Genomic DNA, 26,231 nt, shown 5'->3' with positions numbered 1-26,231 from the left:
CCTTGGTACCTCTCTCGGACAACCGCAGCGAGGGAGTGGAGTGGTGTTCAGTGTTTGGCTTTCACGATACCGGCGTTGGCGCCTGAAGCGCCAAGCCGTCGACATTCTGCACACGTTTGACGACCGAACGCTGGCAGATATTGGAACCTTCAGGGACAGTATTGAGCTCTTTGTCGACAAGGTCGCCGACCAGTGAGCGGGCCGCCTTCATCCAGCGAAAAGCCCTGTGGTGACATCACACTGGAAGCTCTCCGCCCGGCAAGGTCAGGTCGTCGCGTTCGGCCCCTCACGCTATTGCGTCAACTCTTGCCCGCTGCCTCCAGCCGGTCGAACTGTTCCTTTGTCAGGGTGATACCTGAAGCGTCCAGGTTCTCGGTCAGCTGTTCGAGCGAGGATGCCGCGACCAGTGGAATGATCGAGGGGGACGACTGCATCATCCAGGCCAGCGCCGCCTGGCCGGGAGAGCAGCCAATCTCCGCTGCCACTGCACCGAGTGCCTCAAGGCGGGCGTTATTCGCGCCAGTCTGGTATTCCGCAGGCAAACGGCTGCGATCGACATAGGCGCCGCGCAGCATGGGCGTGTAGGCCACAATGCGGAATTCGGGGTCCATCCGGATGTAGTCGAGATGCTCGTGCAGCAGCCCGCCCTCGCCGCCGTGTCCGCCGCGCAGGCCCATTTGGGGGTGAAGGCGAAGCTCGCTGGTGGGTGCGGGACGCAGATAGCTGTATTGCTGCTGCAGAACCCGATATTCCGCATAGCCCGCGTGCCTGCTGATCTCGCGCGCCTGCGCAATTCGCCACGCTGTGTAGTTGGAACAGCCAATGGCGCGGACCTTGCCTTCCTTCACCAGCTGGTCGAACGCGGCAAGGGTCTCTTCAAGCGGCGTGGTCCGATCATCAATATGGGCGTAGTAGAGGTCGATGTAGTCCGTCTGGAGACGCCGGAGTGACGCTTCAGCCTGCGCGATGATGACGGGCCTGGTCAGCCCTTCGATGCTCTCCAGCCCGGCCCCCGGCTGTGTGGGGCGAGCGCCCAGCTTTGTCGCGACAACAATGTCATCGCGCCGGCCACGGTCCTTCAGCCAACGCCCGATGAGCTCCTCGCTCGTACCGGCGTGGGCATTGGGCACCCAGAAGGCATAGTTGTTGGCCGTATCGAGGAAGTTTCCGCCCATTCCGACGAACACATCCAGCATCTTGCGAGATAGCGCCTCGTCGATGCTGGCACCAAAGAGCATGGTACCAAGCGCGATTTCGGAGACAGGGAGCTGGTCAATCCTGGTCGTTTTCATATTTGCACTCATGATGGATAGCAGTCGCATTGAGCTAGACGGGCCAGCGGCTGATCGACAGCCTCAAGACTGCAATGGGTCTTTCATTCCTGCAAAGGCACGCACCTTTGCTGCCTGTCCTGACCAGTGCGGCACCAGGCGATCCCGCAAAAACCCTCGGTGACTATTGGGCTTTCGCGCCGCCCGACGCGGCTGGGCAGAGCCCCGTTCAGGCTGCGTCGGCCCCCGCTAAAGGCGGGCCAAGGACAATGCCGCCAGATTTGTAACTCCTGTCTTGACCGCCGGGCTGCTATCAATCGAGGCTTGCCGGCGCGCGAAGGTAACCTCTCGGATCGGCGCCGGAAGCATTGGAGTTGGGTGCCGGGCAATGAACAAGAAGGCTGAGATCATCGGCGAGTTCGCCGCCAACGCCGCCGGGCCGGTGCATGGTGTCACATTCGACGGCCAGCACGTCTGGGCGGCAACGGGCACGCATGTCCGCGCCTTCGATCCGGTCGATGGCGCTGAGAAGCGCGCCTTGCCGGTGGCTGCCCATGCCGGCACCGCATTTGATGGTCAGCACCTGTTTCAGATTGCCAATGACGTGATCCAGAAGGTCGATCCGGCAACCGGCGCCGTGGTCGCAACACTTCCGGCACCCGGCGGCGGCACGGATTCTGGCCTCGCCTGGGCCGATGGCTTCCTCTGGGTGGGGCAGTATCGGGGGCGACGGATCGTCCAGATCGATCCCAGCTCGGGCGCCACGATCCGCGTCATCGCCACCAAGAGATTCGTGACCGGTGTGACATGGGTCGATGGTCAACTCTGGCACGGTTATTCCGACGATGGCAGTGGCGGCCTGGCCCGCATCGATCCCGATACGGGGGCCGACCTCGCAACCCTGGACATGCCTGGCATGAGCGTGTCCGGTCTTGAGTCAGACGGTGGTGACCGCTTTTACTGCGGCGGCGGCAATAGCGGTCTTGTCAGGATTGTCCGCCGGGGCTGAAGCGTCAGCTGGCCCCGGGCAGCATCAGGCTCATGGGAAAGCCGGGTGCGGCCAATATGGTCCAGCGTATGGTGCGGGCGCGGCCGACCGACTGGATCTTCCCGGTCGCCTGCAGGGCCTGCAAGGACCGTTGCACCGAGCGTGTGCTCAAGCCCAGAACAAGGGCGATCGCCGAGCTCGCCCACAACTCTCCATCCGCCAGCAGCGCCATGATCTGGGCGTCCTGTCCGCCCATGGGGTGGCTCAGGATGACGACGTCTCCGGCTTCCGACACGAGGCGGTAGCCATGAGGGGCCGCTGACAGCCGCGCCATCGGCGCAACGAGCTTTCGCAGGCGCGCAATTTCCACGCGCAGGCGCGTCCGATGCGACTCATCGACATGCCGAGCCCCGAAAACCCGGGCGAGCAGAGATTCCCGCGCCGCGACACCAGGCCAGGCTTCCGCCAGCGCCACAGCCAAACCCATCAATATGGGACGCGACGCGAGGGATAGCGTGTTTGGACCGCTGCGCAGGGTGTTGCTGGTTGCATCGACAACCATCGCCTTGGACGCCAGTACGCGCTCGACCTCGTCGAGCAGGATGGGGCGGATGGTTCCGGATTGATGGAGCACGGCAGCAGGCTCATCCAGGGACCATTGCGCTGCCGCCACTTCATCGACGAGGCCGGCTATGCCGGACTGGCGTGCGGCGCTCTGCGCCCGGGCGAGCGCTGACCGCGCTGCAACGGCATGCTTGCGCCTGATGTCGATGCCGGCCAGCACCAGATCTCTGCGCGCGGCCAGTGCCGGGGGCAGAGACTGGCTATCCAGTCCGGCAAGCCGCGTGGTGGCAAGATCGAGATGCCCCAGCAGCAGATGCCGGCGGGCAGCAGTAATGGCGGCATGTGCCGCATTGCCCAGGTCACCCCTCTCCAGCAGGGTTTGCCCTGCTGACTCCAGGTTTTCCACTGGCCAGGCCAGATCGCGCGACACCAGGGCAATCTCTGCTTCGGCGAGGATGCAGCGCGCCCTGGCGACACTTTCCGACGGGCCAAAGGCCTTCGCCGCCGCCCGCAGCAGGTCGCGGGCCCGAGGCAGCTCTCCCAGTTGCGCCATGGCGATGCCGCGCATGGCCAGCGCGTCTGCGTCGTCGCGGAGAGCTATGCGGTTGAGCGCACCCAGGACATCGCCATGGGAAAGTGCCAAAGCTGCTGCATTCAGATTTGAGTCCATGGGCACCGTCGAACGTTGCTCGACCTGAAATCTAGTCGCTGCACCAGCGCGAGCGAAAGGTCATTACGGACTAGCTCCAATACCCGTTGGCGCGCCGGGCGCAATACCGTGGCGGTGCCAGCCGGCTTTCATGCCAAATATGTAACTCACATCCGTGGTCGTGGCGTCACTATCGTTGGTCATCCAAACCGAGATCAGCATGTCCACCGACCAGATCCATGCCGGCAACCGCCGCAGGCCCCATTTCGAAGCGAGACTGGCGACATGGCTTCGTCTGGCGGCAGCACCCGCCTTCGGCACGCTTGCTTGCCTCATGCTTCTCAACCCCGGCTTCAGCAGCCTGTGTGTGTCGACGTCCCCGACGTTTGCGTTCGACGACATGGGCCTGATGTACCTGTTGATGGCCATTGTTCATCTACCGGCATGGCTGACCCTGGCGGGGCAAGGTTTGGACGGACAAGCACCCCAATCAAAGGACACCGAACTATGACCCTGCAGCACGAGGTGGTTTCTGAAGAGCAGTGGCTGGAAAGCCGGCGACAGCTTCTCAGCGCCGAAAAGGAACTCACCAGGCTTCGAGACGCGGTCGCGCAGAAACGGCTCGCTTTGCCCTGGGTCGCGGTCGAAAAGGACTATGTGTTCGCCTCGACCGACGGGCCAAAGACCCTGGCTGACCTGTTCGATGGTCGGTCGCAGCTGATCATCCAGCATTTCATGTTTCCCTCGGGCTGGCGCCAGGGCTGCAAGAGCTGCTCCTTTATGGCCGACCACACTGATGGCATGAACAAGCATCTGGCCAACCATGACGTCACCATGGTCGCTGTCTCCAGAGCCACCCTGGCCGAGATTGACGCCTATCGCGCCCGCATGGGCTGGGCATTCGAATGGGTCTCGTCCCACGACAACACGTTTAACTTCGATTTTCGCGTCAGCTTCTCGCCGGAAGAGATCGCCAGCGGACACATCGACTACAATTTCGGCATGTGGGACATGACCGGGGAGGAGTGGCCCGGCGTCAGCGCCTTCTACAAGGACGCTGAGGGCCGCGTCTTCCGCACCTACTCGACCTATGGGCGCGGTGTTGAAGTCATGATGGGAACCTATGCGATGCTCGACATTGCGCCCAAGGGCCGAAACGAGGGCGAAGGCATGGATTGGGTCCGGCACCACGACCGCTATCGATAGGGACAGGCCGGGCAACAAGGCGCGGTTGCCCACACGCCCCTGCGTTGGAAGAACTTTTCAAGGACGCTGGAGGGCTGGCCTGCCGATGCCTTGGTATCGCCTTGCCTGCCCCCCACCAACCGCCGCAGGCCAGAACTGGCGGGCTCAGGGGCTGGGACATTTGCAATGCGGCTTGACGCATAACGCGATCAAAGGCGCGAAACGGCCTTCGGGTTTTGATTGGGTTCAGGGAGGCTCAAATGTCAAACGACATCGCAACGACGGAACGTCTGCGCATTCGCAAGTGGCGCGCCGACGACGTCGACGCGATTCTTGCCGTCTACGGCGATGCCGAGGCAATGCGCTGGGTTGGAGACGGACGTCCGCTCCAAAGGGCGGATTGTCTGTTCTGGATCGACAAGAACGCGGCCAACTACCGGTCTCGCGGTTACGGCATGTATGCGGTCGAGCACCGCGAAGACCGCCGAGTAGTGGGCTGCTGCGGCCTCGTCCATCCCGATGGTCAAGTTGAGCCAGAGCTCAAATATGCTTTTCTCCGGGAGCATTGGGGCAAGGGATATGCGCAGGAAGCCGCCAGGGCCTTGCTCTCCTATGGCAGCACGCACCATGCGCTCGGTCTTGTCATCGCAACCGTGGCTCCAGAAAACCGGGCCTCGCTGCGTGTGCTGGAAAAGATCGGCATGCGGGTCGTGGAAGAACGGACAGATGACGCTGGGGAGCGGGAAATCCTGCTGCACTGGAGGCCTACCGCATCACAATGAGCGTTCTGCCGCGCCTGCCGGTCTGGCAGCAGGCCACGCCATTGCCGCAAGCAAAGCCCAGCGCCACAGAGTTCATTGTCAATGTGCGGAACCCAGCCTGGGTCGGCAGGTCTTGCTGGGTGTTCGCGGGGCGGCTACCGGGCCATGCGCTGGCTGGGGCGCCAGGATTCGAACCTGGGAATGGCGGTACCAAAAACCGCTGCCTTACCACTTGGCGACGCCCCAACTGGCGCGGTTCCTACACGGTTTAACTTTGCTTCGCAACTCGGTCAGCGACTGCGTAAAAAGCCTGTGCGAAGCGCTTGAACGGCGGGGCAAGCGCAGCTATAACCCGGCTCATCGCGATGGCCGACACGCCCAGCTGGGCCCGTCCGCCGATCCTTCCCGTGTCGCGACTTTGACGGAGTATAGCGCAGCCTGGTAGCGCACCTGCTTCGGGAGCAGGGGGTCGAGTGTTCGAATCACTCTACTCCGACCAATCAACCCCGGCGTCTTCGGACGTCGGGGTTTTTTACACCGACAGGGTTACCGACAGGGTTTGCCCGGATCGTTACCTCTTGCGCTTGCCCATCGCTGCAGCAGCACCCTTGAGGTGATCGGGATGATGGTGCCCGTAAACCTCCATCAAGGTCTGCACCGTCATGCCGAAATAACCTGCGGCCTCCCAAAGCTCGATACCGTTCTGCATTGCCCAGGTCACCGCGGTATGTCGGAGAGCATGGGGGATGACTCCCTTATCTAGACCGCACTCAGCAACCAGGGCGCGAAAGGCCTTGCTGATGTTGTCGACTTTCCTGCCGTTGAACTCGACCGCGAAGGTCTGACCAGCGCGGCGCCAACGCCTGAGATGGGCGAGCAGGCCAAGCGGTAGCGGTATAGTCGTCTGCTTTTTCTTCGTTGCAAGTTTCGAAGAGGCCTTTCGCGTCCAGACGCCGCGCTCCAGATCGATGTAGCCATGGTCGACGCTGTGCACGAACGAGGCATTCAGGACGTCGCCACGTCGGGACCCGGTGTAGACGGCTAGCAGAATGAACCGTGCCAGGTGCCGCCGCATGTGCCAATTGTCGCCCTCCCCTGACCGACCGTTTGCTGCCCTTCCTCCCCGCCAGGCTGTCCAAACGAGCTTTGCGACCTCGGACCGCGTCAGCCAGCGTTCACGCGGCTTGGACTTAGGCGGCAGCGTCACGTTCACTGTCCCTTCCAACACCCGCTGTTCCTGGGCGTGCCGAAGAGCCGCCCGGAGCATCTCGAGATCCCGGCTTGCTGATCTGGTAGCGCCCACGAAGGTAACATAGGCATGGCAATTGGCGGCATTGATGTCGCTGACGAAGCCGGTCAGCACCGGTTTGGGCCCGATGGCTTTCCGGGATGCTTCAAGCGGGTTCCCCCACCATGACGCCAACCTGGCTATCATTGCGGCCGATTCCCTCGGACGCGCGTGCAAGCGAGCAACGTCGCGGGCGTAGACGTTGAGCACGTCGACGATCAGCACGTGCGACGGCTGGCCGACGTTGCGGCGAGGATCGTGCTTCTGGGTGATGTATTCCGCTAGTGCTGCCTCAGCCCCTGCAAGGTCGCCTGGAGGGCATCCCGTGCTGCGCTTGATCTTGCCGTCGCGGATCGCCCACCGGGCAGTCTCGACGCTTCCGTTGCTGTTCTTGCGCTCCGGCTGGAGCCAAAGCCTAGGTCCCTTACCTGTGGGTCCAACTGACACTTGCGACGCATATCCCTGATTGCATTGCGTGTGACGAGGTGAGTGCGTCCTACTTTTTCGAGGACCAGATTTCCGCGCCTATGCTCGGCCCGGAGACTAGCTGGCTTGATCGCACCACCGAATTCCACCTCGCACGCCACTTCGAGCGTCATGGGAAAATCGTCTTCGAGATGGCGGGGAATATCGAGCATAGTCATGTCACACGCGGGACCAGACACACGTCTGGCCTTCATGTTTCATTTTATAGCGAAACGCTCGACGGAGTGTCGCAGGTGACTGCAGAAAGTTGCGCCCACATCGGGCGATCGCCTAGATCGCGGCTGAAAACTTGAAATGGCACCAGGCCAGTATGGGTCATGCTCGATCCGTATTGCCGCATCTAGTTAGATCGGCCAATACAGCCGGCGTAGCGGCGGCAGCTGCTTGGTCTCGTTGTCCAAGGCGTCGTAGTTCTCGATCAGCGCGGCGACGAGCTCGTCGATGTCCATGGGCGAGAGGGGAATGCTGGCCCGCTCCGCCTCATAGCGCGCGTCCTTGGAGAACCCGCCGGTGCTGACATAGAGGCCCTTGTCGTCCTTGTGCCAGCCGACGAGGAAGCTGCAGATCTCCTGGCTGCCCATGGCTCCCTTGCGGTGCTTCACCTCGACGACATTGCGCGGCCTGCTTGCAATTTCACCATCTTGGTATGCCGATGCTCTTCCCGGCCCGATGCGAGCGGTAGTCCTTGATGAAGTTGCCGCCCGGTAACCCGCAAGCTGGTCGGAACGAGCTCGTCGGACTCACAGGAAGGCGACGGTCAAAGTGCCCTGTCGAGCTCGGCGAATACCCCAGCTTCGCGCCAAAGTCTCCTATTGCCGACAACGTAGATCGTCTCCTGAGCTCGTGAGACGGCAACGTTCAAGATGTTGGGCCTCGCACCTGCCCAGTTCCGCGCTCCCTTCTGCTGGGCCATCGGAGCGCCCAGAAGGAATATCACAGCCTCGGCCTCCCGCCCTTGAACCGTATGAACTGTTCCGATCCGGTCATATGGCCACTTGGCGGCGTCATCGACCCACCCAGTTAGAACGCCACTAGATCTGATTAGGTCTCGCATGCGATCCTGAACCACGACGAACGGTGTAACGATGTATAGGTCAGAACTTGCGCCACTTTCCCGCATTTGGCGCAGTAGGCTAATGACCTCTTGGCCTTCATCAGCGCACCACTTGTCTTGGCCAGATCCTTCCACATTGATCCAGCGCGACGGGCCCAACGCTACGGCGATTGGGGAGTGTTTTTGAACCTTCGCCTGAACCATAAGATTTTCGTAGGCGATGGCGTTTGAAATACCGAACATTGGATCGGCACAGCGTCGGTGCACGAGCAACGGCACTCCGACATCCCTCGAACCGATCCGTGTCTCGAACGACGCAAAAAAAGGCGTGGCTGAATCAGCAAGTGTTTGTGCAGATGCCGCGGGGGCGTTGTAAACGGTTTCGTCGACGTTGAATTCTTTACAGACCGCATCAGTAAGCGAGTCTGGCAACACCACGACTGGTTCGATTTGAAGCGGATCGCCTACCACAACAGCTCGGCGTGAACGCATGATCGCGCCAACTGCTGCCTGTGGGAGCGCTTGGCCGGCTTCATCAATGAGCAGCCAACCGATGTCCTCCGCGCCGATATTGGAGAACATTCGAGCGACAGAGGCGAATGTAGTAGAGACCACCGGCACTACCAAAAACAGGCTCGACCAAAGGTGCGGAATTAGGCGATCTTTTTCCTCACTGCCGAACGACCTTGTGCCGAAGCTATCCATCAGCAAATTGAGGTTGTGTCGTAGGGGGCGGGCGGCTGCGTCTACAAAGGCGCGATGCAGGTTGATGGCGGCCTCAAATAGGTCGTCCCGCTTTAGTGCTGCCTGGCCGGCCAGCCAAGGAGCAGCAAGCTGTTGCTCCTCATGCCCGCGCAGGAAATGCGACTGGTCGATTGCCGTGCCGCCAAGGGCAGTCTTCAGCGCCTCCGAACGCCTGACGAACTCTTCTCGTTGTGCCGTTTGCGTCTCCAGCCGAGCGACCATGGCCTCGAGAGTGGAAAGCTCAGCCGCGTGTTTGGCAACAAGCTGGTTGTGACGCTCCTCACACTTCTCGAAAGTAGCCTTTGCCTGCGCAGCCTTGTCCGACGCCACTTCAAAACCCGCACGCCAACGTCGAAGGCCCTCACGATTGAAGAGCCCCCTCAAGAACGTTGGTCTAGCAGCCTTCAAATGTGCCTTGGCCTCTTCGGCGCTTCGATAGTGATCCTTGGCAGTTTGGGACTCACGCTGCGCAAGTGGTTTGTCAGCAGAAAGTTGATTGACACGATCGTTGGCGGCACTCAGCGCCGGGACCAATTGTGCTATGTGTGCATCGATTTCGACGATCTGACCAGGCAGCGCGGCAAGTCGTGAAGCGCCATCGAGCACCTTTCTTGCAGAAGCCTCGGCCTCCTGAAAAGCCTTGCGTGCCTTTCGCCAGCGCTTCAGCGCCTCGTCTTTGTCAGCCGGCGGGCGTTCCTTGGTGACAACATACGGTGGCCTCTGGGTTTTCGTGCCGTCTTCGGCTTCCTCAACGATAAAGCTCGGCGTTCCAGTCGCATGCTTTAGGTAGTTGGACATGCCGTAGTCCTGGTCCCACCAGAAGCGCTGACTGAACTTGAACCGGTTGCCAGCATTGCCAAGAACTGCGGCTATGATACCCCAGCTGTCTCGTTCGAGAAGGACATCAGATACTGTCTTGAAATAGCCATTGGGGAACGCTTCGTCCGCCACTGCGGCCAAACCGGGCAGCTCTGCACTGACATTTTCGACTGCCTTGTTGTTCGAAGAAGCCACGACAATCTCAAACCCGCGCAGCTTCGCGTCGAGCTCATACATCCAGAGAAAAGCCTGACCCTTCTTGACCCTTAGTTTTGAATTGGTGAACGCCAGTTCCGGGTCAGTGTAAGTCGCCATCACGCGGGCACGCTCGGTGACGACATGAGCGACTACATCGCGCAACAGGGTGGTCTTGCCAGTCCCTGGAGGGCCATTCACGGCGAGAATGCCATCTTCCTTCAGGTGATTTGCCGTCAGGTTCACCGCGGCTTGCTGCAGCGCCACCAGAGGGTAGCGTCCGGCCGCCGGCCACCGTCCCAATGGCATCTTCGCAGGGTCTAGCGCGTCGGAGATAGCGTCTTGGTCGTGCAGCAGGTCACGACGTGTTTCAGGGGCTGTCTGTCCAATGTAGCGCTTCAGATTTGATGTGGCTTTTCCCGATTGGAACAGTTGACGGGCCCGGTCCAGGTCGGACAGGAAAAACGAGTTGAGCAGCAACGTCTCGGGAGTGTCGTCTAGCTTGAACCATTGGTATGTCCGCACGCAGAATGAAGGCGGGCTGACCATGTCCAGCGGCAGACCCAACTGCCCTACTAGCCAGTCGTGTGCGCTAGCAATGTCACCCAAGGTCAAGGGTTCCGGCTTCCCGGAGTCATCTGTCCGGCGAACACGTGCGTCCAATGCTTCAATCAACGTCCGCTCTGCGGATGGCCAATCTCCGAGAGCCTTGAGGTCGCCGTTCAGAGCCACTGGCACGCCCCAGGCAAAGCTTGAGAGCGCCACAGCATCTTGCTCGACTGGACGCCCTTCCCTGTCTACGAGGATGGTCGCAATAATGCTCTCACCAGAACTTGGTGGTTGCTCCGCGCGCTTGTCGGTGTAAACCGAAAGCAGCTGGCCGATAGCCTTCTCCATATCGATGGAACCGAGCACCACCTGATAGTAGAGCCGATAGTTCGGCTTTGATTTTTCACCGCCGTTTTCCCATGGCAGTCCACGCTCATTGAACCGAGCAACCCGTTGACGATCCCCACTAGCTAAGTCCTCGGGCCGTCGAAAGCTCTGTGGCGACAGCACCTCAAGTGCTGTCCACGTGAGCATGACCCGCTCTGGCTGCGAGAGGCCAGCGACATCGGCCGAGGCCCGCGCAGGTGAAGTCGGAGGTCGGCCCAATTGCACTGAAGGCGGGCGTGAGGGTGCGGGCGCGCTTCCTGTATTGCCAGGCGCGGGTGTAGGCGGAATTTGGCGCGGCAGAGCAGGCTCGCGCACCTGAGCCGCTGGTGGTGTCTGTTTAGGGCGCGCAGGCGTTGCAGCAGGTTGCGCGGGTTTGCCCTTGGGCGACACACCCAGCGCTTGCACTGCACGGTCGCGGAGTTGGGCGGCACGTTGTGTTTTGCGGTTCTTTAGTTCGGCGACCAGCGTCTTAAGGAACGCAGGATCATCGCGCTGGGCGTCGAACGCTTTTTCGAGGTCTTCAATTCCAATTGCTAGAAGGGGACGGCTAGCCAAAAAACTTATCCAACTGCTTGAGCCTAGCGCGCAGCCGGCACCGAGGCGAGTATTCTGATCAATGCGCCGGCGGCGCTCTCAGCGCACGGTTTTAAGAACCTCAGCTACCTTGGACGAAACCAGCTCAAGATGGTCGGTGACAAATGAACTCCACCAGTTGTCGATTTTGATCAGTAACTGGTTGGAATCAATATCAGCTGCCATGTCCCGCCGCAGATCCCTATATTCCCAGCCTCTTGGGTAGGTATCCGAACTTCTCTTCTTCTTACTTCCGAGCGCCTCCTGGAAGCTGTCTCGCAACTGAAAACGCTTCGCTTCGGGCACGTCTCCAACCACAAGCTCAAGTCTAACTCGGGTCGCCTTTGCATCGATTTCGATCTCGAAATTCACGTATTTTGGTTTGAACTCCAATGTTTCTGCTTCAATGGTCTCTTGGAAGCGCCAGTCTTTGTGGGTGAACCTCAATATACGGCTTGAGCACATACCAATATCGACGTTTGACTGTGTCTCAATTTTCTTCTGTAGGTAGTCTCTGATCTCCAGGCGCAAATCTGGCCTGTGCTCGAATATGATATCGAGCGCCCCCTTGTGTGCCTGATAGATTTTGCGCGCCAGCTTAGCGACCTCACTGTCTTCCAAGACGCTTCTCCTCAACAGATCAACATAGTGCCGAATGAGCACATCCTGATCGATACCCATATTGCCGAGAAGCGCCTTGTGAGAGGCGCCGAGCTCGTCAGCGATCATTGCGTAGGAAATGTTGCACCAGTGGGCTCCGTCCTCTGCCTTGGCTGGCGAACGTCCGTCCACAGTAAGAAAAGCAAATAACCTTCGATAACCCGCCCACTCGGGGTGGTCGTCGAGCACCCTCTTGTATCTGGTGAGCTGATCACTGTGCTCATCGGCCAGGAGCTTGTTTTCGATAGCCACGATGAGCTTGGCAGTCGGACAGATTATCAAGATGTCGATGCTGTTCCACTCGCAGCGAGTCTCGGCATCAGCAAAATTGGCGACATCAACGTCGACGACCGAAACCGCGTTCTGCGGTTCGAGCGCAATTGTCTTGAGCACGCGCTTTAGAAAATACTGACTGAGCCCATGGCCGTTTTGTGGACCCAGCAAGAATGACAGCGTCCGTGAGTGCCGGATTTCCTGGTGCTTCATGCCAATGGCATCGAAGATGTTGAAACCCGCCGACAATGCCTCCAGCCGCTCTAGGTCGTCGTTGCTGAAGACAAAATTCTCCAGCAGCCTCTTTTGCTCATCCGGCGTCAGAGCAGTGTCTGGCATCAATCGATATCCAAGGCTGGCAGTGAACGGACGATCTTCATGGTCTCGAGGCTAACTGTGATCACACGTTGGAACAGCTCCAGTGGGTAGGCAGGGTTGCCTACAGTTTCGATGGCGTAGCAGTTGGCGTCGTTGACAATATCACTGCCCTTCTTGGTTGTTGGATTATATGTGTCTTTCACTACGGCTTGTCGCTCCATCACCCATTCCAGTGCCGGCTTGCCATTGACGACATAGTCATAAGCCTCCAACGGGATGCCCGTCATGGTGATGTTGGCGTTGTAGACCACGGTAGACTTGTCGAGACCAGGGCGCGTTCCTCCGAACTTCATTTTTTCGACGCGGTAGAACTTGTTGGGGTCAGGGATATTTGCGAGACGCAGATCACCCTGTTTGATAGTCGTTGGGTAGGGAGCCACGGTCTCAAAATTCACATGCAGGTCAGCGAGCGCTCGCCCGGCACCGGTGAAAGCCCAAAAGTCTTCAGCTTTCTTCACTTTCGGGATACGCGGCAATTCCTTTGAGAGATTGTCCGCGAAGCTGGTCCGATACGCCTCAGAATGAAGTAAACCATATACATAGTAGAAAATATCTTCTTTGGATATTTCCTCTCCCATGTATGCGTTTTTAAAGTTGCGGAGACCTTGGTCAGTTATGCCGCTGTTTGGGTGAAATTCATTGGCGCTGCTAAATAATTCAGCGGCGACATCATCACCTTTCTCCGTGAAAAGCGCCAGAGGAAAGCACTGCGCGCCATCTACATCAGCAAAATGAATACTCGGCACAGCATTAACTACAAGAGCTGAAAACTGACCTCTACCACCTGGTCCTGAGAGGCAAATCGCGACGTTCTTCGTATCGGATTTGGGAAAGAACCGAGGCATTAGATAACTGCTCCAGTTCAGGGATTGATGCTTGTAGACCCACATCCTTTGAAATGGCCGATACATTGCTTCTTGGACCGCTTCGGGGTGATACTGAAGCTTCACGCTTCTTTCGAAATTTTTAAGAGTAGCTTGGCACCACTTGAATCTCGTCGGGTTTGGATCCGGTTTGTATCCCTTCTCCCCGCCAGCCCGATCAATCTCGCTGTTGAAGAAATCTATCGAAGCCCGAACACGCCGTTCCAGGGCCGACCTCGAGAAATCGTAAACCCAGACATCTCGGTTGGTTTTCAAACCTGCGGAATGCGTTTCAAAAATACCAGTAGAATCCCCGCCCTTCGCAGTGATGCTATTGTATTTTGCAAAACCTTTGGCTCGTTGATCTATCCAATCGTTATGTTCGTCTGGCTCGACCCGCGACCAGGCGTTTGAACGATTTACGCCTCCAATACTCCCAAAATCCTTTATTATGGCGAGTTTCTGTTTCTGGTCGAGATAGTCCCCAATATCATGAAAGAAAATCTCACCATGTTTGTCAGCACTAGGATTTTTCGTGAATATGCTGATGGCAATTGGCGTTCGAGTGCCCTCTCCGAAGACGTTTCCTTTTTCTCTACGGCGCTGCTCGCCAGAGGTGCGTGCGTTCCCTCGAAGATGGAAAACATGAAGTGAGCTAAATTCTTCCCGAAGACATTTGCGGAGTCCGTCAAGCGCGGCCCCATCTACCCAGCCTGCGTTCGAGACATAGGCCATGACACCGCCGCTACTTTTAAGCCGGTCGCTTCCCCAACGGATGGCCCGAATGTAGCTGTCATAAATAGCGCGCTTGTTTGTCATCGAAGTGTGCGCTGCGTAGGTGTCGCGAATGCGTGCGTCCAGAGTTGGATAGATGACATTTGCCGCGTCGTCGTTCGCGCTTGTTTGTCCAGCGGAGTAAGGTGGATTTCCGATAATAACCCGCAGATCCAACTCCTTTTGCCGTTTTCGGCGGTCAGAATTGTCCGGCATAAGCTGGGCTACCAGGTCCTCGCCCTCATACATTTGAAAGGTATCCGTCAGGCAAATACCCTCAAAAGGCACATAGTCATCCCGTTCACTCAGGTCGTGGAACACTGCCTCGATATTGATCGCCGCTATGTAATACGCGAGCAGCACAATCTCGTTGGCGTGGATCTCGTGCCGAAACTTGTGCTCGAGTTCTTCAGGCTTGATCAAACCGGATTGAAGCAGACGGGTTATGAAGGTTCCCGTGCCAGTGAATGGGTCAATGATGTGCACACCCTTCGAGCCGATTGTTGTGCCAAATTCCGATTGCAGCACTTCGTTCACCGAGTGAATGATGAAGTCTACTACCTCGACCGGTGTGTAGACAATTCCGAGCTTTTCTCTCAAGCGTGGGAAAGCTTTACTAAAGAACTTATCATAGAGCTCGACGACAATCCTCTGCTTGCCTTCTGCATTATCGATGCCGGAGGCGCGGAACCGAACGCTGTCATAAAATTTCTGGAGGCTCTGGGACTCCTTCTCGATGTTCTGCTCTTCGAGCACATTGAGCACCGACTGCATGGCCTTTGAGACAGGGTTCTCAGAAGTGAAGCTGTGTCCCTCGAACAACGCGTCAAACACCGGTTTGGTGATGAGGTGCTGCGCCAGCATTTCGATGGCTTCGTCCTCGGTGATGCTGTCGTTCAGGTCATCCCGGAGCTCAGCCACGAAACTCTCGAATGCGGCGCGCTCTTTGGTGCCTGGTTGTTCGACTAGGGCCTTGATGCGTGTAATGTGGGTCTGCGCGATCTTGGCGATGTCGCCAGCCCAGTCTTCCCAGTAGGTGCGGCGGCCGCATTTCTTGACGATCTTGGCCATGACGGCGGTGGCGAATTCGTCGAAAACAAACGCTGTCTGTGTGGCGACATCTCGCGCTATCAGCGGACCTTCAATATAGTCCTCGTCGCTGTGGCGACCAGCGCTGCCAATTCCGGCAGCCTCAGCCTTGGCGGCCTGTTGGGGCATGTCGTTGGTGACGGCGATGATCTCGATTTGCGCGCTGACGTCGGCGCCCAACTCCATCTTGTTGATGGTCGCGTCAAAGCGGTCATCATGGGCACGCAGCGCGTTGAGGATCTGCCAGACGACCTTGTATTTCTCGTTGTTGTTGAGCGCCTCTTCGGGGGACATGCCGGCCGGAATACCCACGGGCAATATGACGTAGCCCATCTTCTTGCCTTCCGCCCGCCGCATCACGCGGCCAACGGACTGCACGACGTCAATCTGTGACTTGCGGGGATGCAGGAACATGATTGCATCGAGCGCAGGCACATCGACGCCTTCAGACAGGCACCGCGCGTTCGACAGAATGCGGCAGGTATTCTCCTCGGCCTCATCCTTGAGCCAGTCCAGCAGCGTTGTCCGGCTCTTCGCATTGAAGGTGCCGTCAACGTGGTTCAGTTCACAGTTGAGGGCTGTCTCACCTTCGGCTAGCTCCACGTTACCGAGATACTCATTGACCACGCTGGCGAACTCGCCGGTGATCAACTTCGAACTCTTGATGTCCTTACAGAAGGCAATGGCGCGTCGCATCGGGTGGGGGTCCGAAAGCACGTCCGGCTTCAAGTCAATTTTTGTCAGGGCCTTGTAGCAACCAATGATCTTGGTCGCATCGTCGAGCAGCAGAGAGCTGTCCGCATCCATCAGCCGGCGCTGCACACTGCTGCTGACCATCTGCTCGTCCACTGCGAGCACGATGACCTTATAGTCCGTCAGCAGCCCGTTCTGGACTGCCCAGGAGAACCCGCGCTGGAAGAGCACCGCGCCATACAGCTCCTCATCATCCATTGAGCAAATCTCGACGGAAGCCTCAGCGGCTTTGGTCTTCACACCATCGCCGTAGATGCGTGGCGTCGCGGTCATATAGAGGCGCTTGTTGCCGCGGATGAACTCCTGGCGGTGCACCTTGACGAAGTTGGACTCTTCGCCATCAGCGAAGGTCGCCCCGGTCGTGCGATGGGCTTCATCACAAATGATCAGGTCAAAGTCGGGAAGGCCGTGCCGCTGTTGCGCATCCGAGATTACCTGGATGGATTGGTAGGTTGAGAAGATCACCGTCATCTCATCAGGTGTCTCGTGGTCGAACTTCTGAGCCAGCTTGCGCGGATCGGTGGTCGCCGGGAACGCCAAGTCATGAATTTCGAGATCAGCGACATCCTCGCTGGCCCGACGCTTGCCAACTTGGCTATCGGAACACACTGCGAAGGCACGTAACGGCGTTTGGGTATCAATCGTCCACTCGCGCACCGTCTGTGACATCAGAGCCAGGGACGGCACCAAGAACAGAACACGCTTACCTTTGCCGGCCATGCGTTCGGCAATCTTGAGAGCAGTGAAGGTCTTGCCAGTGCCGCACGCCATGAGCAGCTTGCCACGATCGGCGGTTTCCAGGCCCGCTTCCACTTCATCCAGGGCTTCCGCCTGGTAGGGGAATGGCACCTTCTTTGGCGCCAGCACCACACGCTCATCGCGCTGATAGACACTCCAGTCGATCGCGCTGGCCGAGAGATCGCTCAAACCAACGCGCATGGTCTCAATCTGCTGGTCACGTAGCGCCGCCTCGGCGTGCTCGCTCCACTCAGCGTCAGTGGTGTCGATGATTAGACGCCGCGCAAATGGCGCCTTGCCAGATGCTGTGAAGAAGGAGTCGATCTCGCTCTTGGAGATGCGTTTGTCTTCGTCATAGAATTTGCATTGAATGGCACAGTAGCCGCCGCTGTCACGCATACGCGCCACCAGGTCGATGCCAGTGTCGCGACGATCAATACCCCGCGCTTGGGCCCAATCTGAAAAGGGCCACACCTCGTCATATTGAGCCGTCTGGAGCGGATCATTCTTCAGATAGGCGACACACAGCCGCTCGAAATAGGTGCCCTTTTCACGCTCGGTTTTCGCTGATTGCCGGTAGTGGTCGAGGATCGCTGCGAGCGCCTGATCCATGTGGTCCCCCAAGTCGAATTCAGCTTTATCGCGCTAGCCTACGTTCTGGAGACGCTGGTGCCGGCACGTTTGACTAAAAATCACCAAATCAATGTGCGGGACGATAGGTTTATGCGTGACAGGTTGTCCAGCAACCCCTGCAGTGAAATGGATGGCTTATGCAGGAATGGGCCTACGCCCCACCCTGGCAGCTCGCGGCGGCTGTTCTTGATTAGGACGTCATCGCATTGATCGTCTTGATGATGTCGGCCCCAAGCTGGCGTGTGTTTTTGGGCTGGGAATTGCCATTGAGCAGATCGACACCGACGGAGGCCGCAATCTTGCGAAGGAATGGTTTTGCTACTGCCTGGGCCTGACCTTCGACCAGCACGGTGATCGTCCCGTTCTCATATTGCCTGACCAGCAGATTTTCGAACTGAGCTTCGGCTGATACTTTGAGATCTTCTAGCGGCTTGATGGGCCTTGAGCGCGTTTGAATTCCGAAAGACAGCCGATCGCCCAGGTCGCGACACAGTGTCATTGCCTCAGCCGCGCTGTTGTCTAGAAGCGTTTCGACCGAGACACCATTGTCGTCGTCTATGTTCACGCGCAACACCATGACCCGATCAACAAACTCAAACGTCTTGGCATTGAATGAGACATGCGAGCTCGACGTGATCGTCTTGACGGAGATGCGTTCGTTCTCTGCACTGATAACGTCGTAGCCGCGCTGGTTGGTCTCCAGAGCCATCTGCCCGCGAGTGATCATGGCCGCATAAAGTTCGCCGATACGGCCGGTCAGGTGATTGAGCTCGGCCGGCGCCACACCCCAGCTTAGTTCTTTCTCGAACCAGGAGAGCGCCTCGGCCAACGATTGAATGATCTGGACCTGCGAAAGAGCCACCACAAACCTGCCATGTCTGCTTATCCAAGAAGCGTAGCGACCTTTAGCCTTGACGGTCAGTCCTCGGAGACCAAGCTCCAAATCCGCTTGAGCGGCAGCTCGGCTCTTAAAGTCTCAGGCAATCGGTCGTAGACCGAAAACAGTGCCTCCATGATCTCGTCGCGCCCCCAGAGGCGAACCCTGAAATAAAGATCGTTTGTTCGTTGCTTGACCGCGCCGGTAAAGCCGGACCAGCTCACCAGCAGGCCATGTTCCGCATGGGTATCTTGGATCGTGCCAAGCAGTCCCTGCAGTGTGGGCTGGTCAGCGACAACACCACCAGATTTGACCTGCACGACAAGTCGTGGCCCCTCAAAGCCGAGCGCACCCTGCCCAGCAACAATATCTACTCCTCGGTCGGCTCCAGGCGGGCTTACGCGAGTTTGGTATCCCTGCGCGCGCAGTATAGCGGCGATCAACTCCGTGAACGCGTGACCAGTAAAGTTTGCGGCGATGTGGCGTTCAATCTGGTCGCGAGCACTTATCGCAAAGTCTGGCTCGCTCTCGGCCGTGTCCTGTTGTGCCGAATTGTTCGGACCAACCGGCCCAGGGCCGCTTAGGGGACCCGGGTCTCTACCCAATTCCACAAGGGCGGCAAACCGCTCTGCGGCTTCATTCCGGGAAATTTCGCAGATGGTCTGCGACGCACCAAGGCTGAACAGCAAATCCTGCTTGATAGAATCTCTTGGAAGGTCCGTGCGTAGCCATTTCACGCGCCGGGTAGGCCTGCCTTCGCTGTCTGTGGCAAATGCGCCTACAATCCGGCCTATCGCTATCTGGCCGGTCGTCTTGAGAGGCGTAACCGTCAAGTCGCCTTCAGTAACGACATTTGCAAGTTGGTTCAGTTGCACTGCCCAATTCTGCAATGTGCCGGCCTTTTGGTCCGGATAAGCATCTTCGAGGGCAGTTCCGATGTTCTCTTTGGAATGGTCGGCAGGGAAACTGGGTATTGTCCAGCCTGTGGCCAATACACCATTTCCAAGTGCAGCGCTTTCTTGCTCGCCGAACTTACCTAAGCGAACCAACCACACTCGCGCCATACGATCACCTCCGAAAGTTTCTGTTCTCACCATAGCTTAAATGACATCACATTCGACGTCGTTGGTCCGGCATTAGGTTTCCATTTAAGCGTCAAGGCCCTGACCTAAATCCAGAGCTATGGCGTGCGAAGCTTCATCCGGCCTCTGGTTGGGCTGGAGCGTGCCGCCGTAGCTGCAACCTTCAGCACAGTCATCGCCGAATGGTCAGACATTGCCGATCAAATCGAATTCGTCGATCTGGTGATCGAGCATCTCACCGAGAAGTGCGTCATGGATTCCAAGCTGCTCTGTGAGAGCCGTTCAAGGATATCGCGCCATCCGGACCGGAATAGGCGTTTTCCATGGAGCGCACCTACCAACTCTTCGACGTGATCGACCGGATCAACATGAGCGCCGGTGAGGAAGTCGCCTGAGACCGTTGCTTCTTGCGCTCGCCTTCGCGGCCTTCGGCCTTGATCCGCGGCTGACGGCGCCGGCGAGCCCGAAGGGTGTCCTGCTGTTTTAGCTACTCCAGCAGAACTTCGGGCCGGTGAAAGACAAAAACTCGCCGGGATCTGGGAACAGGATCACACATGTCGCGGAAGTGGGCTTAATTACCTGTGGTTTCGTAGTCGAAGACCAGGCTTTCGTCCCAGCTCGCCAGATGAGGTAGGAGCGGGCCCATATAGTTCTCTGCTGTTCTGCAACACCGCGGGGGTCACCTCGGACTTGTTCGCCGCTACGACGCCGGCCGTCTTGCCAGCCGCGAACAGCAGACGGTCGGCATGGCCGGAGGGCAGTGGGAACTCTCCGACAGCGACTCCCTGGTTGGCATTGCGGTCGAGGTGCTCCCGATCCTGGAGAACCCACGCGGCATCGCGGAGAAGTCGATCAATGCTCTCGCGAGCCGTTTGCTCCGGTGCGGCCAATAGCTCACCCTTACCTCCAGGCAGTTCTGGTCTCGTCGTCCCGGAGACGTCCCAAGAGTGACGCTTCCCTATGTAGTTCTATATTCCAAGAGATATATACATTTAGGGAGGCGTCACCCCGGTTCATCTAGGGAAGCGTCACCTCCGGCAAGGGGGACGTGGCGGTGAGGGAGCTAGATACTCCGGCTGATGCGGTCGCGGCCTTCTTCTTCGCGCGATACCGCTTCTGCCGCTCATTTGGAGCCTTCCTCAGTGCCTTCTGACGCGGCTCTTCATGGCCGGTATTCCGCAGAACCTCTGATTTCACCATGGATGCGAGGCCGTTGCAGGAAGCCGAGGAGCAGCACTTCCGGCACGCCTCTGCGCGTGTGTCCATCGCACTCGGCATTCCATGGCACGACGGCCACAAAATGCCCGCAAGAGCCGCGTCTGACACAGGTGTAGGACCAAGTGCCCCCAGCAATGCAGTGGCGACACTTGCTTCCAGCACCTCCGGCGGCACTATCGCGGCGAAGTCATCTGGCGTCACGATCGGATAACTGTAGCACCACATCTCAATTGCCCTGGGCCAAGAGCATTCTGACCGACCACAAAGATCGACGATGAAGGCGCGTGCTGCAATCTGCTCGGCGGTTCCTTCGAATGCATCAGGATGGAGCTGCGGAACATCGGCGAGCGAACGGGACGCAGCCCAGAGCCGATCATGCGACAAGAACTTATTGAATTCTGCCCGCCAGGCGGTCTCAGTGGCGTCGGAAAATCCCAGCTGATTGATCTGCGGGACATTGCGGCGACCACCGCTTGCCCTCCTCGACCAGAACCAGAAGCCGAATTCGATGTAGATCTCGTATGGCACACCAAAGGTATCGGCAATCTGTCGCGCAGACCAAGCCATGGCGAGATTTTTGGGGTTCTTCACAAAGTCCGAAAACGGAACCATGGGCAAGTTATCTGCCAGGTCTTTGTCCTTGTGCTCGCGAACATAACCTACACGAAGGCTACGATAGATATCATAGAAAAGCTTCGTCGCTGCCAGCGGCGTCATGAAGCGGTAGCCGACCCATTTCAGGTCCTGCAGCTCCCGCTCAGTGGTGAGGCGGCAATGCTCAAGATTGGAAGCGACGAAGACAGCGTCATCGAAGCGCTGCTTCTTGTGGGAAAGGTCCAAGGTGGTCATTGGAGGACGAGTTACCTTCTCATTGTTGAGGATGTCTCGTTTATAGCGGTCCGGTCCATGAAGTGCTGGAGGTGGGCCTTGAGCAAGTTCAAGCCCGAGAAGAACACGGCCAATCGCGCCAACGACTACTACCTTGAACGCCTCGAGGTGGAGGCACCGTTGATCTACAACGATCTGCTCGCCGGCAAGTTCTCGTCACCAGCGGCGGCATTCAGAGTGGCGGGGTTGAAGAAACAGCGCACCCGGCTGCAGGAGCTCAAGAATGCCTGGACTAAGGGATCGAACGAGGAAAGGCGGGAATTTCTGTTGTGGCTGCGAGCACTGGCAGGTGGATCCTCCACCACGCTCAGGTCGCCGGGCGCGGTGACCCCGCCACGCACGCCCCCTATTGCGACAACGCCGCCAACACCCCCCGCTTCCACGATCCCGGCGATGATGGTCGTGCTGTCGGATGAAACCAAACGCAGAGTTCGTGCCATCCTGAATGCCCGCTCGATTGGGGCCGGGGAGGCAATGAAGGAGATGGGCTACAAGAGCTTGAACGGTTCACTGGGGATGTCCCTTCACCGCGGCTCGCGGGTTGACGAGGAGTTGGCACGTGCCGTGGAAGCGTGGCTCCTCGCCAACGAGCCGTAGATCGATCTACATCGCGCACTGGGTGCGCAGGAGCGGAGGCTACCGAAAATTGCCGTCGAAGACGCGCGCACCGAGTTCGCTTGCCAAGGCTCCTGTCATAGTTGGAGCAGCTATCTGCATTCAGCGGTCGGCCACGTCAGGAGTCGTCGGACATGGACGAAATTGCAGAGTGCGGGAGCGCCACAGCTCGACGACAAGTGTCTGGTGCTCATGTCAGGTCTACCCGACAAAGTCGCCTGACTGATGGTCGAGATACCTATTTCCCCAGGCAATCCCGACGTCTCAGCGAACATCAGGTCGAGCTCAAGTCAGACCGGAAGATACTACGCGCTGGTATCGAAGAGACGTCGAAGCCCGCTGGGCACGCGACGGGAGATCTGCGACCGGGTCTCATGACTGAACGCCGCTGATAGAGAGACTTGCGGGAAGCCAGCGCGAAAATAAGTCGTTTCCGCTCTTCTGTGTCAACCAAACGTAAAGATCTGCCAACTTTATGGCACGAAATACCTATTTCTGATCCCCATAAGTTGACATCGGTGGGCAGAAAGTTGTCATTTTTGATCTATTGCTTTACATTTTTGAGGCAGAAATGCTTCCGATGTAAACTTAGTGTTACGTTTTTAGACCGCGGTCATTATCGACGGAACACGTGGTTGGCTGCGAGAATGAAGCGTGAAATACCTATCGTGATCTCTGGGGTGTCAGAGGAGGTTTGGACCATAGGTATTCTCGAACACCCGATCAGTCCCCATGCGCTCATCGCTGGCATTCTAGGACTTCGATTTGGGGCTGACGTCCGCCCTTCTTGTCACCACAAGCCGAAAGCGTGGCAGAGGTCGCGTGACATCAGAATTTTCTTGCTCGGTCGGTCCCTAGGGAGCTAGCCAGTCCTACTATCTACGCCCTTCGCGTTTCCCTTCTCCAGGTCGCTGATCTGATTGAAGGAAGTGCAAACACTGCGAAGCGTGACCGGTGCGCTCCTGTGGCCGAAGCCCAGGACCTTGGCTCCGTCCTGCTTCAGGCGCACCACCAGCGGTGTGAAGTCTGCGTCACTCGCAATCAGGGCATATATGGGCGCAGGGCGGGTCAGATGCAACTCAACGGCGTCCGTCGCAAGCGCAATGTCGGCACCGTTTTTCCCGTCAGCCAGTTGCGCCATGTGACGGACAATCAGACCCCGGCGCTTGGTCAGGCTCGACCAGGACCTCACATTACCGTTGTTGATGTTCCCGAAAACGCGCACCTGCGATACGACGCTTCGATCGCGGAGGTGGTTGAGGACGATCTCGACGTGGTGCGCCGAAACACTGTCGCCGTCGACAAAGACGACTACCCTCTTGGAGGGCGACCAGCATTGCCCGATCGAACCAGCGATACGCAAGGCAAGGTTACGCATCGTCATCCTCCGTCCAGGTCAGGACGAGGGCCCTCACCGCCCTCACGCGATCGAGCGTGATTGCAGGCAAGACACCATTGGGCTTCAACGCGCGGATCCAGAGCTGCTCCAGCAGGCGAGGTGATACCAACCGGCGGCTATGTGCTGGCATGGCCATCCTCACTTTCCGAAGATGCTGCGCAGCGACGTGCGCGTCCTGGTTGTGACGGCGGGGTCCGTATTGTCCGATGCGGCCCTAATTTCATTGATCCAGTCGGCCTCGTTGCGAGACACCACAGTGCTGAAGATGGCTTCGAAAGCACGCGCCGCTGACGAGCCGACCCACTGCTCGAGCGCCAGCTGGAGCAGTCGGGCCGGGTCTACGTCCAAGGCCGCCGCAAGGGCGGGCACACGATCAAGCGGCAGCCGAGTTGCACCGCTCTTGATCAGTGACATCATGTTGGGGTTGACGAAGCCAGTCTCGGCCGCCACCTCGGCCTGGGTCTTGGTGGGGCGCAGTTCGAGAATGCGCTTCTCGATGAATGCTGTCAGTCGGGTTCCTTCATACGGCTTCGTTACGGTCATAGGCGTCTTTCAAGAGAGTTACTGTATTGATGTTGCTTGATTTATAGCGATGTCATCGTTGGAAGTGATGCGGACGTTCCCGATCGGGAACATACCAGCCAATAGACCGGGTAAGTTCCCGATCGGGAACACAAAGGTTGCTTTCCGGCAGCGATGCGAGTATTGCTCCCGATCGGGAACACAGGTGGAAGCTGGAATGTCGGATCAATCCGTATCTCGATCAGGACCAATCCGCTCCGGCAGCGATCTGGGTGTGTTCATCGCCCTGACTAGAAAATCGCGTGGCTATACACAGCAGGATTTCGCAGACATAGCCGGCGTCGGACGTCGGTTTGTCTCCGACCTTGAGAACGGTAAGGCCACCGTGCAGCTCGGGAAGTTGCTCCAGGTGCTGACGGCTCTGGGACTGGATCTGGAAGTGAAGAGCCGCTGATGCAACTCGATGTTCGCCTCGAAGGCTTTGACGAACCCATCGGCCAGCTGTCGTCTAGCTGGGCCACGGGTGCCACCGCATTCGCCTATGCAGGCGACTATGTTGTCCGTTCTGACGCACTTCCACTGTCCATGGCGCTGCCACTAGGCCAGGAAGCGTTCGTCGACTACGCCACCCGGGCCTACTTCGACAACCTGCTTCAGGAGCGCGATACAGCCCGCGCCGACGTCATCGCGAAATATCGTCTGGCCAATGATGACATCGTCGGGATCCTTGCCCATCTCGGCAAGGACTGCGCCGGCGCCGTCTCTGTGCTCCCGGAGGGCTCACCACCGACAAAGGTGCCTGGACGGCTGGGACACGACTATCGTCCATACGCAGACGATGAAGTCGCGGCGATTGTCCAGGCGCTCTACCGCCGAGAACCACTTCCGCAGGAGCTGGTCGACCCCTCCCCGCTGGCTGGTGTCCAGAGCAAGATCGCCATTACCGTCCTGCCGGATGGTCGCTACGCCGAACCGATTGCCGGCGCGCCGACCACGCACATCCTAAAGGTGCCCCAGGAACGCCATGAGCGCGACGCGATGCGTGAACATGCCGGGATGAAAGCTTCGACAGCTGCTGGCTTCGAGACGGCGCCAACGAGCCTGGTAGAGATCGGTGGCATCCCGGCACTGCTTGTCGAGCGCTTCGACCGGCGGGTCGAAGAGGGTATCGTAACGCGCGTGCATCAGGAGGATTTCTGCCAAGCCCTGGGCCTACCTGCGCGGCACAAATATCAGCGGCCCGAGCGTGGCGCCAATGGCTTCAATGTGCCCGCCATCCGCAACATCCTTGATCGCACCATCGATCCCGCCGGCGAGCGCATCAAGTTCGTGCACGTCACCCTCTTCGACATCCTGCTGGGCAATGTGGATGGCCACGCCAAGAATTTCGCCCTGTTCCATCTGCCGGGCGGCCGAATCAGAACCACGCCGCGCTACGATGTCATGCCGACGATGCTGGACCTACGGACGACGGACGAGTTCGCCTACTACCTAGGGTCGGCAAAAACGCTTAAGGAGCTCGACCAGGCAGCTCTGGACCAGTTCATGATCGACCTCGGCTTCGCATCTGCAGCCGGCCGCAAGCGCGTTGTCGGTGCGGCTCTGGCCGAAATCATCGAAGTTTTGAACCGCGAGATCGAAGCCGTCGAATACGACGACAAGAACTTCGCGGACCTCATCGGCAGCAACATCAGGACGCTATGCGCCAACCTCGGACTTCCGGCTCCCATACTATCAAGAGGTCGAGATACGTTCGTCCGATAGGTCGATTTCCACCGACAGACCACCGACAGGGCTAGCGGAACAAAAGTGGATTTTCGGGGCATTTCCGAAAACAAAAAGCCCGGTTTTCCGGGCTTTTCTCTTTCGGCACCTGCTTCGGGAGCAGGGGGTCGAGTGTTCGAATCACTCTACTCCGACCAATCAACCCCGGCGTCTTCGGACGTCGGGGTTTTT

The 26,231-nt window shown here is 58.4% G+C and carries 20 protein-coding genes and 2 tRNA genes; 9 read left to right on the top strand and 13 right to left on the bottom strand.

Features of this window, described 5'->3' with window-relative positions:
- Positions 1 to 40: 40 nt before the first annotated feature.
- Complete coding sequence (locus K1177_RS18545) at positions 41 to 196, top strand: DUF1127 domain-containing protein (RefSeq protein WP_396119195.1); 156 nt, start codon at positions 41 to 43, stop codon at positions 194 to 196.
- A 103-nt stretch (positions 197 to 299) separates the two neighbouring features.
- On the opposite strand, the gene K1177_RS01740 is transcribed toward K1177_RS18545, so the two are convergent.
- Complete coding sequence (locus K1177_RS01740; protein WP_224701596.1) at positions 300 to 1,292, bottom strand: aldo/keto reductase; 993 nt, start codon at positions 1,290 to 1,292, stop codon at positions 300 to 302.
- 367 nt (positions 1,293 to 1,659) lie between these two features.
- Between K1177_RS01740 and K1177_RS01735 the strand changes: the two genes are divergently transcribed.
- Positions 1,660 to 2,280 (top strand): Vgb family protein, encoded by a 621-nt coding sequence (locus tag K1177_RS01735; RefSeq protein ID WP_224701595.1) that lies wholly within the window; start codon positions 1,660 to 1,662, stop codon positions 2,278 to 2,280.
- A 4-nt stretch (positions 2,281 to 2,284) separates the two neighbouring features.
- On the opposite strand, the gene K1177_RS01730 is transcribed toward K1177_RS01735, so the two are convergent.
- Positions 2,285 to 3,493: a helix-turn-helix domain-containing protein gene (locus K1177_RS01730; protein ID WP_224701594.1), complete on the bottom strand. Its 1,209-nt coding sequence runs from the start codon at positions 3,491 to 3,493 to the stop codon at positions 2,285 to 2,287.
- 199 nt (positions 3,494 to 3,692) lie between these two features.
- Between K1177_RS01730 and K1177_RS01725 the strand changes: the two genes are divergently transcribed.
- From K1177_RS01725 to K1177_RS01715, 3 genes are all read left to right on the top strand, one after another.
- Positions 3,693 to 3,983: a hypothetical protein gene (locus tag K1177_RS01725; protein WP_224701593.1), complete on the top strand. Its 291-nt coding sequence runs from the start codon at positions 3,693 to 3,695 to the stop codon at positions 3,981 to 3,983.
- A gap of 2 nt (positions 3,984 to 3,985) precedes the next feature.
- Positions 3,986 to 4,678, top strand: coding sequence for a DUF899 domain-containing protein (locus K1177_RS01720; protein WP_224703672.1), 693 nt, complete (start codon positions 3,986 to 3,988; stop codon positions 4,676 to 4,678).
- 239 nt (positions 4,679 to 4,917) lie between these two features.
- Complete coding sequence (locus K1177_RS01715) at positions 4,918 to 5,439, top strand: GNAT family N-acetyltransferase (RefSeq protein WP_224701592.1); 522 nt, start codon at positions 4,918 to 4,920, stop codon at positions 5,437 to 5,439.
- A gap of 150 nt (positions 5,440 to 5,589) precedes the next feature.
- Here K1177_RS01715 and K1177_RS01710 read toward each other — a convergent pair.
- Positions 5,590 to 5,664: transfer RNA gene (locus K1177_RS01710), tRNA-Gln, on the bottom strand.
- 176 nt (positions 5,665 to 5,840) lie between these two features.
- Between K1177_RS01710 and K1177_RS01705 the strand changes: the two genes are divergently transcribed.
- Positions 5,841 to 5,917 (top strand) — tRNA-Pro (locus K1177_RS01705).
- 72 nt (positions 5,918 to 5,989) lie between these two features.
- Here K1177_RS01705 and K1177_RS18475 read toward each other — a convergent pair.
- From K1177_RS18475 to K1177_RS01665, 8 genes are all read right to left on the bottom strand, one after another.
- Positions 5,990 to 7,153: a tyrosine-type recombinase/integrase gene (locus K1177_RS18475; RefSeq protein ID WP_224701591.1), complete on the bottom strand. Its 1,164-nt coding sequence runs from the start codon at positions 7,151 to 7,153 to the stop codon at positions 5,990 to 5,992.
- 383 nt (positions 7,154 to 7,536) lie between these two features.
- Complete coding sequence (locus K1177_RS01695; protein ID WP_224703671.1) at positions 7,537 to 7,824, bottom strand: restriction endonuclease; 288 nt, start codon at positions 7,822 to 7,824, stop codon at positions 7,537 to 7,539.
- 125 nt (positions 7,825 to 7,949) lie between these two features.
- The gene (locus K1177_RS01690) at positions 7,950 to 11,495 is read right to left on the bottom strand and encodes an AAA domain-containing protein (protein WP_224701590.1); all 3,546 of its coding nucleotides are present in this window, start codon (positions 11,493 to 11,495) and stop codon (positions 7,950 to 7,952) included.
- Positions 11,496 to 11,573: 78 nt separating this feature from the next.
- The gene (locus tag K1177_RS01685) at positions 11,574 to 12,785 is read right to left on the bottom strand and encodes a PDDEXK-like family protein (RefSeq protein WP_224701589.1); all 1,212 of its coding nucleotides are present in this window, start codon (positions 12,783 to 12,785) and stop codon (positions 11,574 to 11,576) included.
- Complete coding sequence (locus tag K1177_RS01680; RefSeq protein ID WP_224701588.1) at positions 12,785 to 17,653, bottom strand: DEAD/DEAH box helicase; 4,869 nt, start codon at positions 17,651 to 17,653, stop codon at positions 12,785 to 12,787. The genes K1177_RS01685 and K1177_RS01680 overlap by 1 nt, the downstream gene beginning before the upstream one ends.
- A gap of 211 nt (positions 17,654 to 17,864) precedes the next feature.
- Positions 17,865 to 18,536: a DUF6998 domain-containing protein gene (locus K1177_RS01675; RefSeq protein WP_224701587.1), complete on the bottom strand. Its 672-nt coding sequence runs from the start codon at positions 18,534 to 18,536 to the stop codon at positions 17,865 to 17,867.
- 56 nt (positions 18,537 to 18,592) lie between these two features.
- The gene (locus K1177_RS01670) at positions 18,593 to 19,615 is read right to left on the bottom strand and encodes a restriction endonuclease (RefSeq protein ID WP_224701586.1); all 1,023 of its coding nucleotides are present in this window, start codon (positions 19,613 to 19,615) and stop codon (positions 18,593 to 18,595) included.
- Between the two features lie 1,035 nt (positions 19,616 to 20,650).
- Positions 20,651 to 21,700: a hypothetical protein gene (locus K1177_RS01665; protein ID WP_224701585.1), complete on the bottom strand. Its 1,050-nt coding sequence runs from the start codon at positions 21,698 to 21,700 to the stop codon at positions 20,651 to 20,653.
- A 78-nt stretch (positions 21,701 to 21,778) separates the two neighbouring features.
- Here K1177_RS01665 and K1177_RS01660 point away from each other — a divergent pair, with 78 nt between their 5' ends.
- A complete protein-coding gene (locus K1177_RS01660) occupies positions 21,779 to 22,336 on the top strand; it encodes a hypothetical protein (RefSeq protein ID WP_224701584.1) in 558 nt (185 codons plus the stop codon).
- Positions 22,337 to 23,216: 880 nt separating this feature from the next.
- On the opposite strand, the gene K1177_RS01655 is transcribed toward K1177_RS01660, so the two are convergent.
- Complete coding sequence (locus K1177_RS01655) at positions 23,217 to 23,732, bottom strand: NYN domain-containing protein (RefSeq protein ID WP_224701583.1); 516 nt, start codon at positions 23,730 to 23,732, stop codon at positions 23,217 to 23,219.
- 159 nt (positions 23,733 to 23,891) lie between these two features.
- Entirely contained in the window at positions 23,892 to 24,296 is a 405-nt protein-coding gene (locus tag K1177_RS01650) for a helix-turn-helix domain-containing protein (RefSeq protein ID WP_224701582.1), read from the bottom strand.
- Between the two features lie 196 nt (positions 24,297 to 24,492).
- On the opposite strand from K1177_RS01650, the gene K1177_RS01645 reads away from it, so the two are divergent.
- Positions 24,493 to 24,729, top strand: a complete 237-nt coding sequence (locus tag K1177_RS01645) for a helix-turn-helix transcriptional regulator (protein ID WP_137151236.1) — start codon at positions 24,493 to 24,495, stop codon at positions 24,727 to 24,729.
- Positions 24,729 to 26,039 (top strand): HipA domain-containing protein, encoded by a 1,311-nt coding sequence (locus K1177_RS01640; RefSeq protein ID WP_224701581.1) that lies wholly within the window; start codon positions 24,729 to 24,731, stop codon positions 26,037 to 26,039. Before K1177_RS01645 ends, K1177_RS01640 begins: the two co-directional genes overlap by 1 nt.
- The last annotated feature ends 192 nt before the right edge of the window (positions 26,040 to 26,231 follow it).

The sequence above is a fragment of the Devosia aquimaris genome (assembly GCF_020169335.1).
Classification (GTDB): domain Bacteria; phylum Pseudomonadota; class Alphaproteobacteria; order Rhizobiales; family Devosiaceae; genus Devosia; species Devosia aquimaris.
Note: the sequence above shows the minus strand (reverse complement) of the source record. Positions and strands in the feature narration are given on the sequence as shown.